Below are 16,879 nucleotides of genomic sequence, written 5' to 3'. Positions count from 1 at the left end.
GCCTCGTCGTCACACGCTCAGGTGTGACGACGAGGCCACTCGACGTGGAGGGCGGTGGAGGCGGCGTGATGGCCAGGCCACTCGACGTGAAGGGCGTATGAAGTGACCACTCGACGGGTGGTGGGGTCAGACGGTCGCGGGCAGCAGCAGCGAGAACGTCGTGTCACCGGGCTTGCTGTCGAGCTCGACCCGGCCACCGTGTGCCTTGCTCACGGCAGCCACGATCGACAGACCCAGGCCCGTGCTGCCGCCTGACCGGGTGCGCGCGCCGTCGCCACGGGCGAAGCGCTCGAACACGTTGGGCTGCAAGGCCGCCGGCACTCCGGGACCGTCGTCGTGGACCGCCACGCGGATCCACGGGCCCTCCTCGCGGACGGACGTCGTGACGCGCGTGCCATCGGGCGTGTGCGTCCGCGCGTTGGCCAGCAGGTTGGCCACGACCTGGTGCAGCCGCGCCGCGTCTCCCCTGACCTCCACCGGCTCCGGCGGCAGGTCGAGGTCCCAGCGGTGGCCGGGCGACGCGGCATACGCATCGCTCACGGCGTTGATGACCAGCGCCGACATGTCGACCGGCGCCTTCTCGAGGGGACGCCCGGCGTCGAGGCGCGCGAGCAGCAGGAGGTCGTCGACGAGCGAGCTCATCCGGGTGGCCTCCGACTCGATGCGGCCCATCGCGTGGGTCACCGACTCGGGGACGGGGTTCGGCTCGCGACGGGACAGCTCGGCATACCCCTTGATCGACGCGAGCGGCGTGCGCAGCTCGTGCGATGCGTCCGCGACGAACTGCCGCACCCGCTGCTCGCTCTGGTGGCGCGAGTTGAGCGCCTCGTCGACGTGGTCGAGCATCTCGTTGAACGCGGCGCCGACCTTGCCGACCTCCGTGCGCTCGTCGATGTATGCCGGGTCGACCCGTTCCGCGAGCGCCACCCGTCCGGTGTGCAGCGGCATCTTCGACACCTTCGTGGCCGTGGCGGCCACGCGGCGCAGCGGCTCGAGGTTGCGCCGGACCAGCCAGGTCCCGATCACGGCGACGAGCACGATGCCGGCCGTGGCGGTGCCGATGGCGAACACCACCATGCGCTGGACGGTGTGCTGGTTGGGCGTCGTCGGCAGGCCGACGATGATGACGCCGGGAGTGGCCTGCATGGGAACGTCGCGCTGCCCCAGGGCCGTGTAGGCGGCGACGACGCGGTAGGTGCCCTGGTTCCCGCCGAGGTCGACGTCCGTCGCATCCTTGCCGAGACCGGAGTGCGCCAGGATCGAGAGCTGGTCGGTGGTCAGGTTGCGGCGATTCTTGTCCAGGGACGTGGCCGCACCGACGTCGGTGGGAAACAGGGCCGTCGGCTGGTTCGGCAGGAAGGCGATGAGGCCCTCGTCACCCGGGCCGCCAGGTCGCCGCTGGCTCTCCTGCGTGACCTGGAAGTCGGGCAGCGGGCCACCGTGGAGGATCCGGCTGATCGACTCGTTGAGCTGGTCGTCGACCTGGCTCGTCAGCTGGTTGTTGAGGGCGAGGACGGTGACCGCGCCGGTGGCGAGGCTGAGCGCGGTGAACAGCGCCAGCATCGAGGCGACGAGCTTCGCGCGCAGCGTCCACGCCGACCAGGGGACCATGCTCTCGCGCGCGTCGCGGTACCGCTCGCGCAGCGACCGCTTCGGGGCAAGCGAGGGGGCCTGCACGTCGTCGGCCGACGGGAGGTCCTCGGGACGGGGTTCGTCGACCAGGTCTGAGATCGAGGAGGTCCGCTCAGGTGTACGCGTCGACTCAGACGACCGGCTTGAGGACATAACCAGCCCCTCGCATGGTGTGGATCATCGGCTCGCGCCCGGCGTCGATCTTCTTGCGCAGGTAGGAGATGTAGAGCTCGACGACATTGGCCTGGCCGCCGAAGTCGTAGTTCCACACGCGGTCGAGGATCTGGGCCTTGGACAGCACCCGCTTCGGGTTACGCATGAGGTAGCGCAGCAGCTCGAACTCGGTCGCGGTCAGATGGATCTCGTCACCGGCGCGCATCACCTCGTGGCTGTCCTCGTCGAGCGTGAGGTCGCCCACGACGAGCATCGACTCGGACGCCGACACGGCGACGGTGGTGCGACGCATCAGGGCGCGGACCCGCGCGACGACCTCCTCGAGGGAGAACGGCTTCGTGACGTAGTCGTCGCCGCCGGCCGTGAGCCCGGAGACGCGGTCCTCGACGGCGTCCTTGGCCGTGAGGAACAGCACGGGGACGTTCGGGTTGTCGGTGCGCATCCGGCGCAGCACCTCGAGGCCGTCGAAGTCGGGGAGCATCATGTCGAGCACGACCGCGTCGGGGTCGAACTCGCGAGCGACGCGGACGGCTTCCATGCCGGACCCAGCAGACCGCACGTCCCAGCCCTCGTAGCGCAGCGCCATCCCGAGCAGCTCGGTGAGGTTCGCCTCGTCGTCGACGACGAGCACGCGCACGGGGGAGCCGTCGAGGCGTTGCAGCTTGGCGGCGGCTTGCTTGGTCTTCTCGCTCATGTCATCCAGTGAATCTGTGAGTGCTGTGCGGTGGCCAGCATGTTCCTGTGGCGTTTCTGTGGACCTTCTGTCCAAGAGTCCCAGCACTGAGATGGCTGCGCCACAGCACTCGCACAGGTGCGCCGCCGACGGTGTTGGCCATGACCACCGAGCCCACGCCCCAGCCGACGGGCGAGCAGCCGCGGCCGATACTGCCGATGTTCGACCCGAACGTGCCGAGCGCGCAGACGGCGCCGAGCGAGCAGCCGATCGCGCCTCCGGCGCAGGCCTACCAGTATGCCGCCCTGCCGACCACCGCTGCCCTCGCGGCCACGCCTGCCCAGCAGGTCGCGTCAGGTCCGACCGGTGCACCGCCGACGGCGCCCGTCCCGGTGGCTCCCGTCGTCGGCCCCGACGCGCCGCTCGCGGCGACCGGCCTGCCGGCGGCCTCGACCCGCGGCGGACGCTGGAGTGCCAAGAAGACCGCCATCACGGCCGGCCTGGCGATCGTGCTGGCTTCGGTGGGTGCGATCGGTGCCGCTGCGGCGATGCCTGCCGGGTCGACCGGAGACAGCGGCCGCTTCGGCCCGGGAGGCGGGCGCACGTTCCAGTTCAACGGCGGCCAGGGCGGCAACGGCTTCAACCCGTTCGGCCAGGGCAACCAGAACGGCCAGGGCGGCCAGAACGGGCAGGGCAGCCAGGGTGGCCAGGTGCCCAACTTCCAGAACGGCATACCCGGCGGTGGCCTCAACGGGATCGACCCGAACCAGCTCGGCCAGCTCGACCCGAACCAGCTCAGCCAGCTCGGCAACCTCGACCCGCAGCAGCTGCTCCAACAGCTGAACCAGCAGCTGAACCAGCAGCTGAACCAGCAGCTGAACCAGCAGCCCAACCAGCTCAGCCAGGGCGGGACCTCAACCTGATCCGGCCTGACCCCGCCTGACCCGGCCTGATCCCGCCTGACCCCGCCTGATCCGGGCCCGATCTGCCACGTCCCGCCGGGAAGTGCCACGATCGGGACATGCCCGACTCCGGCCCCACCCCTTCGCCCACCGAGCCTCCGACGGCCAGGGCCGCCCACGTCCTCGACGAGCCGCACGACGAGAGCGTCTCCTCGAGGCTCAACTGGCTGCGCGCCGGTGTCCTCGGCGCCAACGACGGCATCGTGTCGACCGCGGGCGTCGTGGTCGGCTTCGCCGGCGCGACGAGCGACCGTGGGGCGATCATCCTGGCCGGCATCGCCGCGCTCTCGGCAGGGGCGATGTCGATGGCCGCAGGCGAGTACGTCTCGGTGAGCACCCAGCGCGACTCCGAGCGCGCGCTGATCACCATGGAGAAGCACGAGCTGAGCCAGGACCCGGACGGAGAGCTCGAGGAGCTGACCCAGCTCTACGAGCAGAAGGGCATGCGCCGCGAGCTCGCCGAGGAGGTCGCCCGCGAGCTCACCGCTCACGACGCCCTGTCCGCCCACGCGGAGGTCGAGCTCGGGATCGACCCCGACGACCTGACCAACCCGTGGCAGGCGGCCGGGGCGTCCCTGCTGTCGTTCGTCGTCGGGGCCCTGCTCCCGCTCCTGACGATCACGTTCGCTCCCGCCTCGTCCCGCGTCGTCGTGACCGTCCTCAGCGTCGCCGCGGCGCTGGCTCTGACGGGCTGGATCAGTGCCCGGCTCGGCCGCAGCCAGCTCGGCAGGGCCATCGCCCGAAACGTCATCGGCGGTCTGCTCGCCATGGGCGTCACCTACGCGATCGGGGCGATCGTCGGGATCAACCTCGGCTGACCGGCCGCCATCGTCACCGGCAGCCGGCTCGGGGCGGTAGCATCGATGGTGTCCCAGCGCCCGACCGAGGCGCATGCCCAGGGAGCCGACTCCACTGCACGCCTTGCGTGATCGGGTCTCCTCCGGGCCTTGGGGGCTCGGGGCGCGTGACGGCGCGTCCCCGGACCCGATCCGGGTTTCCAGACGACACGACCTGGTGTCGCCCGGTTGTCGGCTCGGTGTTCGACGCGTCATCAGGAGGAACATGCCAACGCGCGTTCGCCGCGGGCCGACAGACACCGGCCAGCGAAAGGACTCCCCACGCCGGGAGGACCCCGCACCCCTCATTCCTGTCCTCGCGCGCCGGGTGCGCGAGGTCGAGTCGCGGGTCGCGGGCAAGGGCAAGGCGAGCCCGACCAACCGCACCAAGTTCCTCGTCGTCGCCCTGCTCATGCGACAGGAGCGAGCCCGGGTCAAGGACGACGCCACGATCCCGGCCTCGACCCGCGCCGACCTGCTCAAGCGGCTCGACGGCATCGCGACGATCCTGGCCCAGATCGCGGCCCGCGACACGAGCCTGCTGACGCTGCTCGACGTCAACACCAAGCCGGGCCCCTCCGCCCAGCAGATGCGCCGGGACTGGCTCCTCGAGTCGGGCGCGGAGCTCGCCGAGGAGGACCTCGTCATCCACGCGCCCGAGCCGCCGAAGCCGCTCGTGCCGCCGCAGATCGCAGCTCGCCAGGTGACACCGCAGTCGGTGCCGTCCCGCGTGCTGGCGAACCCGTTCCTCGTGCCCGACGTCACGCGTGCCGGGCAGCAGGAGTACCTCCCCGGCCGCCTCGCCGGCTGGGAGCTGCTCGGACCGCTCTACCGGGCGTTCGAGCAGGGCGCCGGCGGGGAGTCGGCCTCGATGCCGCTCCCGCCGAAGCCGCCGATCGACCGGTTCTCGCCGGCCGGGTCGCAGCTCATGGTCCACCAGTCGCGCTTCCTGCAGAGCGTGCTCGAGGGACACCGCACGTTCCTGCTCGCCGACGAGCCCGGTCTCGGCAAGACCGCCCAGTCGGTCATGGCTGCCTCCATCGCGAACGCCTACCCGATGCTGGCCGTCGTGCCGAACGTCGTGAAGATCAACTGGGCCCGCGAGGTCGAGCGGTGGACGCCGCAGCGCCGGGTCACCGTGATCCACGGCGACGGCGCCGACGTCAACGCCTTCGCCGACGTCTTCGTGGTCAACTACGAGATCCTCGACCGCCACTTCGGCTGGCTCTCGAGCTTCGGCTTCCGGTCGATGGTCGTCGACGAGGCCCACTTCATCAAGAACCTCACGTCGCAGCGGTCACAGCAGGTGCTCGCGATCGCCGACCGGCTCCGGGCTACGGCCCCGGGCGGCGACCCGCTCCTCATGGCCCTCACCGGCACGCCGCTGATCAACGACGTCAAGGACTTCGACGCGATCTGGCGCTTCCTGGGCTGGATCAAGGACGGCAAGCCGTCGCCGGAGATCGTCCGCAAGCTCGACGGCAACGGCTACACCCCGGCTGACCGGGCGTTCTACCCGGAGGCGCGGCGGACCGTCATCGACATGGGGATCGTGCGGCGCCGCAAGGTCGACGTCGCACGCGACCTGCCCGACAAGCGCATCGCCGACATCACCGTCGAGCTGGACGACGAGCTGGGCCGCTCGGTCCGTGCGGCCGAGCGCGCGCTCGGCGACAAGCTGGCCCGGCGCTACCGCGCCCTGCTGGCCGAGGCGAACGCCACCGAGATCCCGGGCGAGCCCGACGAGGCCCTGATGCGGCGCGTGGCCGCGGCCGAGCTGCGGTCCGGACCGGGCGAGAAGGCCGACGGACGCAGCTCCGAGAGCGTCTTCACGATCGTCCGCAAGATCGGCCAGGCCAAGGCCAAGCTCGCCGCCGACTATGCCGTGCAGCTGTCGCACTCGGTCGGCAAGGTCGTGCTGTTCGCCAAGCACATCGACGTCATGGACACCGCCGAGACGATCCTGGCCGACGCGGGCCTGCGAACGGTGTCCATCCGTGGCGAGCAGACCACGAAGCAGCGCACCGAGGCCATCGACGGCTTCCAGAACGACCCGGACGTCTCGGTGGCCGTCTGCTCGCTGCTTGCTGCCGGCGTCGGAGTCAACCTTCACGCGGCGTCCAACGTCGTGCTCGCTGAGCTGTCGTGGACCGCCGCCGAGCAGCAGCAGGCCATCGACCGCGTCCACCGCATCGGTCAGGACGAGCCGGTGACCGCGTGGCGCCTGCTCGCCGCGGGCACGATCGACTCCCGGATCGCCGAGCTCATCGACGCCAAGCAGGGCCTCGCCGCGCGGGCGCTCGACGGCGCCGACGTCGACGTCACGAGCGGCGACACGGTCCAGCTCGACGCCCTCGTCGAGCTGCTCCGACGCGCTCTGGCCGACTGAGCGACACCTGAGCGACACCTCTTCGGTTCGCCCGGCCGGACCGTCAGAACGGGATGTACATGATGTGCAGCCCGACGCGACGCCCGTCGGGCAGCTGGTGCGCCTCCGGCACCGTTCCGACGATGCGGAAGCCGAGGTCCTCGTAGAGCCAGACCGCACCGAGGTTGTCCTCGACGACCGCGTTGAACTGCATCGCGGCGTACCCGGCCTCGCGGGCCCACGCGAGGGAGTCGACGACCAGAGCTCGTCCGACCCCCTTTCCGCGAGCCGCTGCGGACACCATGTAGCTGGCCGTGGACACGTGCGCGCCGGGGCCGGGCCGGTTGCGGCCCATCTTGGCCGTGCCGAGCACGCGCCCGAGGCTGTCGAGCGCGACGGTCGCCCGTCCGCCCGGGCCGTTCTCCAGCCAGATCGCCCGCGCGTCGGCCTCACCGAGGTCGGTGGGGTACGGGAACGTGTCGCCCGCCCGCACGATCTGCTCGATGATCGGCCAGACCTGCTCCCAGTCGGCGTCGTCGTAGTCGCGGACGAGAACGCTGTCGGTCACGTGCACTTCCTCACTGCTCGGGGACGTTGGCGTCGAGCTCGTTGAGCCACGTGGCCGCGGTCGCGTCGGACGGCATACGCCAGTCGCCGCGCGGCGACATGGAGCCGCCAGCGACCACCTTCGGCCCGTTGGGCAGCGCCGAGCGCTTGAACTGGCTGGCGAAGTAGCGCCGGATGAACACGTCCAGCCACGCTCGGATCGTCGCCAGGTCGTATGCCGTCCGCTCGCTCTCCGGGTAGCCCGCCGGCCAGTCGCCCGCCTCGGGATCGTGCCACGCGTGCCAGGACAGGAAGGCGATCTTCGACGGACGGTAGCCGCGTCGGAGCATGTGGAAGAGGTTGAAGTCCTGCAGCGAGTAGGGCCCGATCGAGGCCTCGGTGCTCTGCGGCCTGTCTCCGTGCTTCGTCGGCACGAGCTCGGGAGTGATCTCGGTCGCGAGGATGGAGGTCAGCGTCTCGCCGACGTGGTCCTCGAACTGGCCGGACGAGACGACCCACCGGATGAGGTGCTGCATCAGGGTCTTGGGGACACCGACGTTGACGCCGTAGTGCGACATCTGGTCGCCGACGCCGTAGGTGCACCAGCCGAGCGCGAGCTCGGACAGGTCGCCGGTGCCCAGGACGATGCCGCCGCGCTGGTTCGCGATCCGGAAGAGGTAGTCGGTGCGCAGCCCGGCCTGGACGTTCTCGAACGTGACGTCGTAGACCTCCTCGCCCCGTCCGAACGGGTGCCCCATCTCGGTGAGCATCTGGGTCGCGGTGGGACGGATGTCGAGCTCGGCCCAGGTGACGTCGAGCGCCTCCATGAGCGCGATCGCGTTGCTCTTGGTGTGGTCGCTCGTCGCGAAACCGGGCATCGTGAAGGCGAGGATGTCGCTGCGCGGCCGGTCGAGCCGGTCCATGGCCTTGGCAGCGACGATGAGCGCATGGGTCGAGTCGAGACCGCCGGAGACGCCGATGACGATCTTGGGCTGGCCGATGGCGCGCAGGCGCTGCTCGAGGCCCGAGACCTGGATGTTGTAGGCCTCGTAGCAGTCGAGGGCGAGGCGCTCCTCGTCGTCGGGGACGAACGGGAAGCGGTCGACCTTGCGCATCAGGCCGATGTCCTCGGTGGGCGGGTCCAGCGTCACGTCGACAGTGCGGAAGGGCGCGATGCGCTCGGCGATGCTGCGCCTGTTGTCGTCGAACGTGCCCTGCCGCTGCCGCTCCTGACGGAGCAGGTCGAGGTCGATGTCGGCCACCGAGTGGCGTGGTCCTTCGGGAAAGCGGTCGGTCTCGGTGAGCAGCGCGCCGTTCTCGTAGACCATCGTCATCCCGTCCCACGACAGGTCGGTGGACGACTCTCCTTCTCCCGCAGCGGCATACAGGTATGCCGCGAGGCACCGGAAGGAGGCGCTGCGGGCGAGCAGGTGGCGGTCCTCGGCGCGCGAGACGGTGATCGGCGACCCGGAGATGTTGGCCAGGACGGTCGCACCGGCGAGCGCCGCCTCGGCGCTCGGTGGGACGGGCACCCACATGTCCTCGCAGACCTCGACGTGGAGCACGAAGCCCGGCACGTCGGTCGCGCGGAAGAGCAGGTCGGGCCCGAAAGGGACGCGGTCTCCGGCGACCTCGATGGTCTGGCCCCGCTGGTCGTCGCCGGGGGCGAAGTGGCGGCGCTCGTAGAACTCGCGGTAGCTGGGCAGGTAGGACTTCGGCGCGACGCCGACCACGCGACCGGCATGGATCACGACGGCGCAGTTGTAGACGCGCGATCCGTGCTCCAGTGGTGCGCCGACGACGACGAGCGGGCGCAGCTCGGCGGTCGCCTCGGCGATCCGGGCGATGGCGTCGTCGACGGCGTCGAGGAGCGGGTCCTGGAGCAGCAGGTCGTCGATGGCGTAGCCGGACAGGCAGAGCTCGGGGAAGATCGCGAGAGCGACGCCGTCGTCGTGCAGGTCGCGCACGTGCGCGATGACCGCGTCGGCGTTGCGCTCCGGGTCGACGGCCACGATCGGCTGGGTACAGGCCGCGACCCGGGCGAACCCCTGGGCGTAGGAGCTGTAGAAGTCCATGGGCACAGTCAATCGCACGTGCGGTGTGACACGAGACTCGCCGCGACAGGGTGCGCCGTCACCGGGGCCCTCCTACCATTGGTAGTAGAACGATGAAAGGTGGCTTCGATGACCAGTCAGGATCCAGTCCACGTCCTGCATCCCGAGGAGAGCTGGGACTTCCTGCGCGCTCACGAGTTCGGCCGCCTGGCGTTCCACCTGCTCGACGAGGTGCACATCGTGCCGATCAACTACGTCGTCGACGGACAGCGGCTGTTGTTCCTCACGATGGAGGGCAGCAAGCTGCTCGGCATGACGATGAACGCCGACGTCGCGTTCGAGGTCGACGAGATCGAGGGTGAGCATGCCACGAGCGTGATCCTGCGCGGCCGCGCGCGTCAGCTCGTCGGGCAGGCCGCCTGGGTCGCCGACCGGCTGCCCATGCGCCCGTGGGTGGGCACACCGAAATACATCGTCGTCGAGATCGACGGCGACGAGATCACCGGCCGCCGCTTCGACCTGCACCGCCCCTGGCTGCACGCGCGAGTCGACACGGACTGACCCCTCGACAGCGGCACAGGTCCTCAGCCGACCGCGTCTCGTCCCTTGACGAACGCGTCGACGCACGCGCGCACGTCGTCCTCGGAGTGCGCCGCCGACAGCTGGACCCGGATCCTGGCCTTGCCCTTGGGCACGACGGGGTAGGAGAAGGCAATGACGTAGACGCCGTTGGTCAGCATGTGGTCCGCGACCTGCGCAGCCCGTCGGGCACCGTCCTCGCCGGGGAACATGACCGGCCGGATCGGGTGGGTGCCGGGGAGCAGCTCGAAGCCGGCCTCGGTCATAAGGCGGTGGAACAGCTCGGTGTTGCGGGCCAGGATCTCGCGTTTCTCCGCCGACGAGGCGACGAGGTCGAGCGCGGCCATCGACCCGGCGACGACGCCGGGGGCGACCGAGTTGGAGAAGAGGTACGGGCGCGACCGCTGCCGCAGCAGGTCGACGACCTCGCGGTGCGACGACACGTAACCGCCGGAGGCGCCGCCGAGCGCCTTCCCCAGCGTGCCGGTGATGATGTCGACGCGGTCCTGGACCCCGAAGAGCTCCGGCGTGCCGCGGCCGCCGGCCCCGACGAAGCCGACCGCGTGGGAGTCGTCGACGAACACCAGGGCGCCGAACTCCTCGGCCAGGTCACAGATGCGGTCGAGCGGGGCGTACGACCCGTCCATCGAGAAGACACCGTCGGTGACGACGACCTTGCGGCGCGCACCCGCCGCCACCGCGGCCTCGAGCTGGGCCCGCAGGTCGTCCATGTCGGCGTTGCGGTAGCGGTAGCGCTGCGCCTTGCTGAGGCGCACGCCGTCGATGATCGACGCGTGGTTGAGCTCGTCGCTGATGATCGCGTCCTCGGCGCCGAAGAGGACCTCGAAGACGCCGCCGTTGGCGTCGAAGCAGGACGAGTAGAGGATCGTCGCCTCGGTGCGGAGGAAGTCGCTGATCTTGCGTTCCAGCTCGGTGTGCAGCGTCTGGGTGCCGCAGATGAAGCGCACCGAGGCCATCCCGAAGCCCCACTCGTCCAGCGCCTTCTTCGACGCGTCGACGATCGCCGGGTCGTCGGCGAGCCCGAGGTAGTTGTTGGCGCAGAAGTTGAGTGCCTCTGCCTTGAGCGTGGTGACGTGGGACGACTGGGGAGAGGTCAGCTCCCGCTCGTTCTTGTAGAGGCCGGCGTCCTTGATCTCCTGCAGGGTCACTGCGATCTCGTCCTTGACTGAGCCGTACATCGGTGTCCTTCGCGCGTCGGCGGGCTGGTAGCGCCCCCCAGCGTATGCCGCCCGGCTCCCACCCGAGCACCGTGCGGGCGCGCCGGGCCCCCGTCGAAGGCCTTGTTCGGCGGCCGGCGGAAGGCAGGCCAGGCCCCTCAGATTCTGCTCCGTATTTCGGAGCAGAATCTGAGGGGCCGCCTGAAGGGCGATCGGGGCGCCAGGACGTTCGAGCGGCCCACCCTCTGGGCCCCCCATCCATCGTCCGGAACAGGCGCACCGTGACGGACATCTGGGTAAACGAATCAGCCTTCTGGACGACCCGGTGGCGCAGGGGCTGTTGCGGTCTCCGCTCCCGGCCCGGCTGGCCTACACGTGGACTGACGGGTCGCCGCGGGTCATCCCGATCGGATTCCACTGGAACGGCACGGAGATCGTCTTCGGCACGCCGACGGACTCTCCGAAGATGCAGGCGCTGGTCGCCGGCGCGAAGGTGGCCGTGACCATCGACACGGACGAGATGCCGTACAAGGTGCTGATGGTCCGGGGCACGATCCGGACCGACGTCGTCGAGGGCATCGCCCCTGAGTACGAAGAGATGACCATCCGCAGCCTCGGCGATGAGGCCGGGCGGCAGTGGCTGGCCACCCTGGGGGCCATGATGTCGCACATGGCGCGCATCTACGTCACCCCGGAGTGGGTCGGGATGCTCGACTTCGAGACGAGGTTCCCCAGCGCCATCGAGCGCATGATGGAGCATGCCTCTGGGTGAGCCGGCCGTCGCGCCGTGGGTGCGTGAGCGGTTCGCCGCCGGGCGGGTGGCCCGGCTGGCGACGCTCAACTCCGACGGCCGACCCCACCTCGTGCCCGTCACGTTCGTCCTGGAGCGGCCTGCCGACGTGGTCTGGATCGCCGTCGACGCCAAGCCGAAGTCGACGCGCCGGCTCCGGCGCCTGGCGAACATCGAGGCCGACCCGAGGGTCAGCCTCGTCGTGGACCACTACGAGGAGGACTGGGACCGCCTGTGGTGGGTGCGCGCCGACGGAGACGCCTCGGTCGTGCAGGTCCCGACGGTCGCGGGTGACGCGGCGGTCATCGCGCTCCGGGCGAAGTACCCCCAGGAGACGGATGCGGAGCACCTCGGCCCGCTGATCCGGGTCGTGGTGCAGCGCTGGGCCGCGTGGAGCGCCGCGGAGCCGAACCAGACGTAAACCCTCGAACCACGTGTATCAACCGCCCCAGCGGAGAACACTGATGGTGCAGGGCCGTCGCGTCGGGTTGCGGCGCGCCCGACGAAGGAGCACGTCATGGCCAAGCGGGCACTGCTCATCGGCGTCAACAAGTACGCCATCCCTGGCGCCGACCTGCGTGGGTGCGTCAACGACGTCAACGACATCGCCGAGACGCTCCAGCAGGTCCACGGCTTCGCTCCGTCGGACCTGACGCTCCTGCTCGACGAGCAGGCCACGAAGGCGGCGATGGAGCAGCAGATCGCGGCCCTCGTCGACGGCGCGTCCGCGGGCGACATCCTCTACCTGCACTACTCCGGCCACGGCTCGAACGTCCCCGACACGAGCGGTGACGAAGCCGACCACCGCGACGAGATCCTCTGCCCGCACGACCTCGACTGGAACGACCCCCTCACCGACGACTGGCTGCGGGCGACCTTCGACCGCCTCGACCCGCGGGCCAGCCTCACCGTCGTCATGGACTGCTGTCACTCCGGCAGCAACACACGCGAGCCGCCGCGTCCGCCGGGCGCGCCGGAACCGGAGATCATCTCGCGGTTCCTGCCGAACCCCGACGACGTCGAGCGTGGCGGCGGCTTCACCGGCACACCTCGTCGGGTCGGCCGGCGCCGCCGTCCCGACGACGTCCACGACGTGGACATCACCGAGACGCTGATCTCCGGCTGCCGGGACGACCAGACCTCCGCCGACGCCGACATCGCCGGGACCTTCAACGGGGCGCTCACCTACTACCTCGTTCGAGCCATCCAGGACCAGCCGGATGGCACCTACCGCGAGATCCATGCCGCGACGCTCGCCGGGCTCCGCGACAGCTACGACCAGGTGCCCCAGCTCGAGGGCCGGGCACCGCGGTTCGACCAGACGTTCCTCTCCGCCATGGAGTGATGCATGTCCACCGTCGCGAACAGCACGACCCCGCTCGAGCCCGAGCCACCGCACAACGGCCAGGTGCCCGGCCAGGACACGGACGGCATACCGCCGCAGGAGCCCGCCGGCGCCACGCCGCCACCCGTGCCCGATGCCGCGGCGCAGCGAAGCGACGCGCCAAGTGATGCGCCCCCTCCCGTGCCGGATGCCGCTGCGCCGGCGCCAGGGGATGCGCCTCCGGCTCTCGCGCCTCAGGTCGCCGAACCGGCTCCCGAGCCACCCGACGACGACCCGCGGCCGGCCACCCGGGTGCGGGTGTCGCACGGCGACCTGCGCTTCGCGCGGCACCATGTGCTCGTCGGCCACTACCCCGGCAGCACGCTCATCGGCGGCGAGGCCGCACTCGACGAGCTGCTCGACGGACGCCTGTCGCGGGCAGCCCTGCTGGGCATCTACCCCGGTCCGCTCGAGACCTGCCAGGTCTTCACCGACCCCGACGAGTGGACGCGGCCACCCGGGGCGATCGTCGCAGGGCTCGGGCCGCTCGGCGCGCTGAGTGCCGCCTCGCTCGCCCGCGCGGTCGCGCACGGCGCCCTGACCGCGGCCCTCGCCCACGTCGGCGGCAGCCCCGCGCGCCCGACATCCGACGTCCAGACGCTGTGCCTGTCGACGCTGCTCATCGGCACGGGCTCCGGCGGTCTTCCGGTGCGCGACAGCGTCCAGGCCCTGCTCACCGGGGTCCAGCGTGCCAACGACCGGCTCGCCGACACCAACCTGCCCGTGCACCTGGCCGAGATCGAGATCATCGAGATCTGGCAGGACCGCGCCCTGCAGGCGGTCGAGGCGCTCGAGTCGTCCCTGACGAGTGGCGAGCTCGCGTCGTCGTTCACCGCCGACCTGCGCCTCGAAGCGCGCCCCGGGCGACAGCGACGGCTGCTCTTCCAGGAGCCGACCGGGTGGTGGCAGCAGGTCCGCGTCCGCAGCGAGGACGACGGCGGGCTGACCTTCGAGGCGTCGGTGCGCCGAGCCGGCACTCCGACGCGGACCGTGCCGACGCAGCGGGCCCTCGTGGACCGCCTCGTCGAGTCGCTCGTCGACTCGCCGTCTCCGGACCCGTCCGCGGCCCGGACCCTCTTCGAGCTGCTCTTCCCGAACGAGCTCAAGGCGCAGGCGCCCGACACCGACAACCTCGTCCTGGTTGTCGACCCCGGGTCGGCGCACTATCCCTGGGAGCTGCTCGACGACCACGGCACCGAGGAGGACCGGCAGCCGCTCGGCGTGCGCCGCGGCCTCGTGCGCCAGCTCGAGGGCTCGTCCATGCGCAGCCACGTGCTGTCGGCGACGAACAGCCGGGCGCTTGTCGTCGGCGACACCGCGAGCGGCCTCAGCGCTCTCCCGGCGGCTCAGCAGGAGGCCAAAGACGTCGCAAAGGCCTTGCGTTCCAATGGCTTTGAGGCCAATCCCATCGTGGCCGAGAGTGGCACCAAGGTCGTCCAGTCACTGTTCGACGGCCCTTACCGTGTCGTCCACCTCGCCGGACACGGCGTCTACCAGTGGCCGATCGGTGACGGCACCCAGGCCACGGTGACCGGCATGGTCCTCGGCAACGGCATGTATCTCACCGCCGGCGAGATCGGCCAGATGCGTCAGGTTCCCGAGCTCGTCGTCGTCAACTGCTGCCACCTCGGCGCCATCGGCCCTGGCGGCGACACTCCGCAGACAGGCACCTACCACCGGCTGGCCGCCAGCTTCGCCACCGAGCTCATCGACATCGGTGTTCGTGCCGTCGTCGCGTGCGGATGGGCGGTGGACGACGCTGCGGCCTCGACCTTCGCGAACACGCTCTACGACCGGCTGCTGGCCGGAGCCACCTTCGGCGAGGCGATCAGCGCCGCCCGGTGGCAGACGTGGAACGACTACCAGTCGGTCAACACGTGGGGCGCCTACCAGTGCTACGGCGACCCCGACTACCGCCTCGCCCCCGACGCCGTCGTGCACCACTCGACCGGGACGCACCGCCCGCCGGCGAGCGCCGAGCAGGCCCGGGTCGAGATCGAGAACCTCAGCCAGTCGGTCGACGTCAGCCGCAACACCCGTGCCGGCCTGAAGCGGCTCGCCGAGCTCTACGACGAGCTGTCCCCCGCGGACCGCGAGGACGACGACCTTCAGGTGCTCATCGCCCGCACCTACAACAAGTTCGGCGACTTCACGCACGCCACCGAGTACTTCGAACGGACCCTCGAGCACGGCGGCACTGCCCTGACCGTGCACGACTTCGAGGTGTGGATCGACCAGGTCGTGCGCTCGGCCGCCACCGCGACGTCCGACGGCGGCGCGGTTGACCAGGCCGCCGCCACGATCGAGGCGGCCATCGACAAGCTCCGCAGCCTGCTCGACAACCCTGCGGCACTCGTCCTCGGCACCCAGGCGCCGACAGGCAAGGCGTCGAACGGGCTGACCGTCGACCGGCTCTGGCGGGTGGCGAGTGCCTACAAGCGACTGGCCCTGGTGACCTGTCCCGACCGGCCGGGCGCGTCGCCTCGCGCGAGGGACTGGACGCGGACGCACCAGGCGCTCGAGCAGATGGCCGAGTGGTACCGGTCCGCCCGCGACGCCGCGGGGCAGGGCGACCGCCGCCGCCACGGCGCCCTGGCGAACTGGCTGGCAGCCGAGCTGGCTCTGCGTTGGCGACCGGTCGACGGCCGCGAGCTGCTTCGCAAGGATGCCGCCAGGGCCCTCATCGACCAGTGCATGGCCGCCGCGAAGGAGGAGGCGTACCTGGCGCCGACGTTCTGGAGCGTCGCGGTCTACGGAGACCTCAAGGTGCTCGATGCCCTGTGGGGGCCGCGCGCCACGGCCGACGATGCCCAGGAGGCACTCGACCTCTACCGCAGGGCGAGCGAGCTGGGCAGCGAGGAACAGCTCCGGCAGGTCCGCGACCAGGTGGACTTCCTCATCGTCATGGCCGGCACGGAAGCCCGAGGGCGGGCGAGCTTCCTGCGCGCGCTGCACGACGGGCTGGTCGCCATCGACGGCGATGCGGGGACGGGCGACGCCGGCGAGGGGAGCTCGAGCGGAACGGCAGGTGACGGGCCGCTCAACGCCTGACGGCATACGCGGCATACGTGGTGCCCGCCGCGAAGCGTCGGCTGTCGAGCAGCTCGAGATCCAGCCGTATGCCGTCCGGCAGGGCGGCGTTGCCGGCGCCGACGACCGCCGGCACCCGGAGCATGCGGATCTCGTCGACGATGCCCGCCCGCAAGGCGTGGGCCGCCAGGTGTGGGCCGCCGATGCTGACGTCTGTGTCCGCGCCGGCGACGAACGCCGCGACCGCCTGCGGGTCGAAGGTGCGCTCGAGCGTGGTCCGGGGCGTCGGCACCTCGGTGAGCGTCGTGGAGTACACCACCTTGTCGGCCGCCTGCCAGATCCGGGCATAGTCGTCCCCGGCGTCCGTGTCGGGGTTGTCTGTCGGAGCCGTCTCCCAATAGGCCATCACCTCGTAGAGCCTGCGCCCGTAGAGGTAGGTAGCGGTGTCACGCTCGAGGTCGTTGACGAACCGGTGCACCTCGGCGTCAGGCGCGGCCCAGCCGAAGCCGCCCGTCTCGTCGGCGACGTAGCCGTCGAACGAGGCAATCGTCGTGTAGATGAGCCTTCCCATGTGTTGACTCTGTCACGCGCTCGTGCGTGCGGGCTTCCTCCCGGCTGGCGAATCGCCTGAGCACGACTAGAGTTACCGGGGTTTGCCCCGGCTCACGAGGTC

General features: G+C 70.7%; 14 protein-coding genes. 8 read left to right on the top strand and 6 right to left on the bottom strand.

Going from position 1 to position 16,879, the window contains the following annotated elements; all coding sequences use genetic code 11:
• Nucleotides 1-126: 126 nt before the first annotated feature.
• Together ACWEOW_RS16450 and ACWEOW_RS16445 are read right to left on the bottom strand one after the other, a co-directional pair.
• Nucleotides 127-1,677 carry a HAMP domain-containing sensor histidine kinase gene (locus ACWEOW_RS16450; protein ID WP_452270298.1) on the bottom strand — a complete coding sequence of 517 codons (1,551 nt, stop codon included), beginning with the start codon at nt 1,675-1,677 and terminating at the stop codon, nt 127-129.
• A gap of 85 nt (nt 1,678-1,762) precedes the next feature.
• Nucleotides 1,763-2,500, bottom strand: coding sequence for a response regulator transcription factor (locus tag ACWEOW_RS16445; protein ID WP_452270297.1), 738 nt, complete (start codon nt 2,498-2,500; stop codon nt 1,763-1,765).
• 140 nt (nt 2,501-2,640) lie between these two features.
• On the opposite strand from ACWEOW_RS16445, the gene ACWEOW_RS16440 reads away from it, so the two are divergent.
• The 3 genes from ACWEOW_RS16440 (at nt 2,641) to ACWEOW_RS16430 (ending at nt 6,666) form a co-directional block, all read left to right on the top strand.
• Nucleotides 2,641-3,402, top strand: a complete 762-nt coding sequence (locus tag ACWEOW_RS16440; protein WP_452270296.1) for a hypothetical protein — start codon at nt 2,641-2,643, stop codon at nt 3,400-3,402.
• A 98-nt stretch (nt 3,403-3,500) separates the two neighbouring features.
• Nucleotides 3,501-4,259 carry a VIT1/CCC1 transporter family protein gene (locus tag ACWEOW_RS16435; RefSeq protein ID WP_452270295.1) on the top strand — a complete coding sequence of 253 codons (759 nt, stop codon included), beginning with the start codon at nt 3,501-3,503 and terminating at the stop codon, nt 4,257-4,259.
• A gap of 244 nt (nt 4,260-4,503) precedes the next feature.
• Complete coding sequence (locus ACWEOW_RS16430) at nt 4,504-6,666, top strand: DEAD/DEAH box helicase (protein WP_452270294.1); 2,163 nt, start codon at nt 4,504-4,506, stop codon at nt 6,664-6,666.
• A 43-nt stretch (nt 6,667-6,709) separates the two neighbouring features.
• Here ACWEOW_RS16430 and ACWEOW_RS16425 read toward each other — a convergent pair whose 3' ends face one another.
• Complete coding sequence (locus ACWEOW_RS16425) at nt 6,710-7,213, bottom strand: N-acetyltransferase family protein (RefSeq protein ID WP_452270293.1); 504 nt, start codon at nt 7,211-7,213, stop codon at nt 6,710-6,712.
• Between the two features lie 10 nt (nt 7,214-7,223).
• Nucleotides 7,224-9,266: an NAD(+) synthase gene (locus ACWEOW_RS16420; protein ID WP_452270292.1), complete on the bottom strand. Its 2,043-nt coding sequence runs from the start codon at nt 9,264-9,266 to the stop codon at nt 7,224-7,226.
• A gap of 108 nt (nt 9,267-9,374) precedes the next feature.
• On the opposite strand from ACWEOW_RS16420, the gene ACWEOW_RS16415 reads away from it, so the two are divergent.
• On the top strand, nt 9,375-9,806 hold the full coding sequence (locus tag ACWEOW_RS16415) for a pyridoxamine 5'-phosphate oxidase family protein (RefSeq protein ID WP_452270291.1): 432 nt from the start codon (nt 9,375-9,377) through the stop codon (nt 9,804-9,806).
• A gap of 23 nt (nt 9,807-9,829) precedes the next feature.
• Here ACWEOW_RS16415 and ACWEOW_RS16410 read toward each other — a convergent pair whose 3' ends face one another.
• The gene (locus tag ACWEOW_RS16410; protein WP_452270290.1) at nt 9,830-11,023 is read right to left on the bottom strand and encodes a glycine C-acetyltransferase; all 1,194 of its coding nucleotides are present in this window, start codon (nt 11,021-11,023) and stop codon (nt 9,830-9,832) included.
• Between the two features lie 304 nt (nt 11,024-11,327).
• Between ACWEOW_RS16410 and ACWEOW_RS16405 the strand changes: the two genes are divergently transcribed.
• The 4 genes from ACWEOW_RS16405 to ACWEOW_RS16390 all read left to right on the top strand — a co-directional run bounded on the left by ACWEOW_RS16405 (nt 11,328) and on the right by ACWEOW_RS16390 (nt 16,227).
• On the top strand, nt 11,328-11,774 hold the full coding sequence (locus ACWEOW_RS16405) for a pyridoxamine 5'-phosphate oxidase family protein (RefSeq protein ID WP_452270289.1): 447 nt from the start codon (nt 11,328-11,330) through the stop codon (nt 11,772-11,774).
• Nucleotides 11,761-12,213 carry a TIGR03668 family PPOX class F420-dependent oxidoreductase gene (locus tag ACWEOW_RS16400; protein WP_452270288.1) on the top strand — a complete coding sequence of 151 codons (453 nt, stop codon included), beginning with the start codon at nt 11,761-11,763 and terminating at the stop codon, nt 12,211-12,213. Before ACWEOW_RS16405 ends, ACWEOW_RS16400 begins: the two co-directional genes overlap by 14 nt.
• A gap of 96 nt (nt 12,214-12,309) precedes the next feature.
• A complete protein-coding gene (locus tag ACWEOW_RS16395) occupies nt 12,310-13,137 on the top strand; it encodes a caspase family protein (protein WP_452270287.1) in 828 nt (275 codons plus the stop codon).
• 3 nt (nt 13,138-13,140) lie between these two features.
• Nucleotides 13,141-16,227 carry a CHAT domain-containing protein gene (locus tag ACWEOW_RS16390; RefSeq protein ID WP_452270286.1) on the top strand — a complete coding sequence of 1,029 codons (3,087 nt, stop codon included), beginning with the start codon at nt 13,141-13,143 and terminating at the stop codon, nt 16,225-16,227.
• Here the strand turns inward: ACWEOW_RS16390 and ACWEOW_RS16385 are convergent.
• A complete protein-coding gene (locus ACWEOW_RS16385) occupies nt 16,217-16,777 on the bottom strand; it encodes a dihydrofolate reductase family protein (protein ID WP_452270285.1) in 561 nt (186 codons plus the stop codon). The genes ACWEOW_RS16390 and ACWEOW_RS16385 overlap by 11 nt on opposite strands.
• Between the last annotated feature and the right edge of the window lie 102 nt (nt 16,778-16,879).

The organism is Monashia sp. NPDC004114 (assembly GCF_053603855.1).
Note: the sequence above shows the minus strand (reverse complement) of the source record. Positions and strands in the feature narration are given on the sequence as shown.

Bases quoted from the DNA above. Each gene is read 5' to 3' on its own strand.
- ACWEOW_RS16445 (WP_452270297.1), bottom strand. From the start codon at position 2,500: ATGAGCGAGAAGACCAAGCAAGCCGCCGCCAAGCTGCAACGCCTCGAC.
- ACWEOW_RS16440 (WP_452270296.1), top strand. From the start codon at position 2,641: ATGACCACCGAGCCCACGCCCCAGCCGACGGGCGAGCAGCCGCGGCCG.
- ACWEOW_RS16435 (WP_452270295.1), top strand. From the start codon at position 3,501: ATGCCCGACTCCGGCCCCACCCCTTCGCCCACCGAGCCTCCGACGGCC.
- ACWEOW_RS16430 (WP_452270294.1), top strand. From the start codon at position 4,504: ATGCCAACGCGCGTTCGCCGCGGGCCGACAGACACCGGCCAGCGAAAG.
- ACWEOW_RS16420 (WP_452270292.1), bottom strand. From the start codon at position 9,266: ATGGACTTCTACAGCTCCTACGCCCAGGGGTTCGCCCGGGTCGCGGCC.
- ACWEOW_RS16415 (WP_452270291.1), top strand. From the start codon at position 9,375: ATGACCAGTCAGGATCCAGTCCACGTCCTGCATCCCGAGGAGAGCTGG.
- ACWEOW_RS16410 (WP_452270290.1), bottom strand. From the start codon at position 11,023: ATGTACGGCTCAGTCAAGGACGAGATCGCAGTGACCCTGCAGGAGATC.
- ACWEOW_RS16400 (WP_452270288.1), top strand. From the start codon at position 11,761: ATGCCTCTGGGTGAGCCGGCCGTCGCGCCGTGGGTGCGTGAGCGGTTC.
- ACWEOW_RS16395 (WP_452270287.1), top strand. From the start codon at position 12,310: ATGGCCAAGCGGGCACTGCTCATCGGCGTCAACAAGTACGCCATCCCT.
- ACWEOW_RS16390 (WP_452270286.1), top strand. From the start codon at position 13,141: ATGTCCACCGTCGCGAACAGCACGACCCCGCTCGAGCCCGAGCCACCG.
- ACWEOW_RS16385 (WP_452270285.1), bottom strand. From the start codon at position 16,777: ATGGGAAGGCTCATCTACACGACGATTGCCTCGTTCGACGGCTACGTC.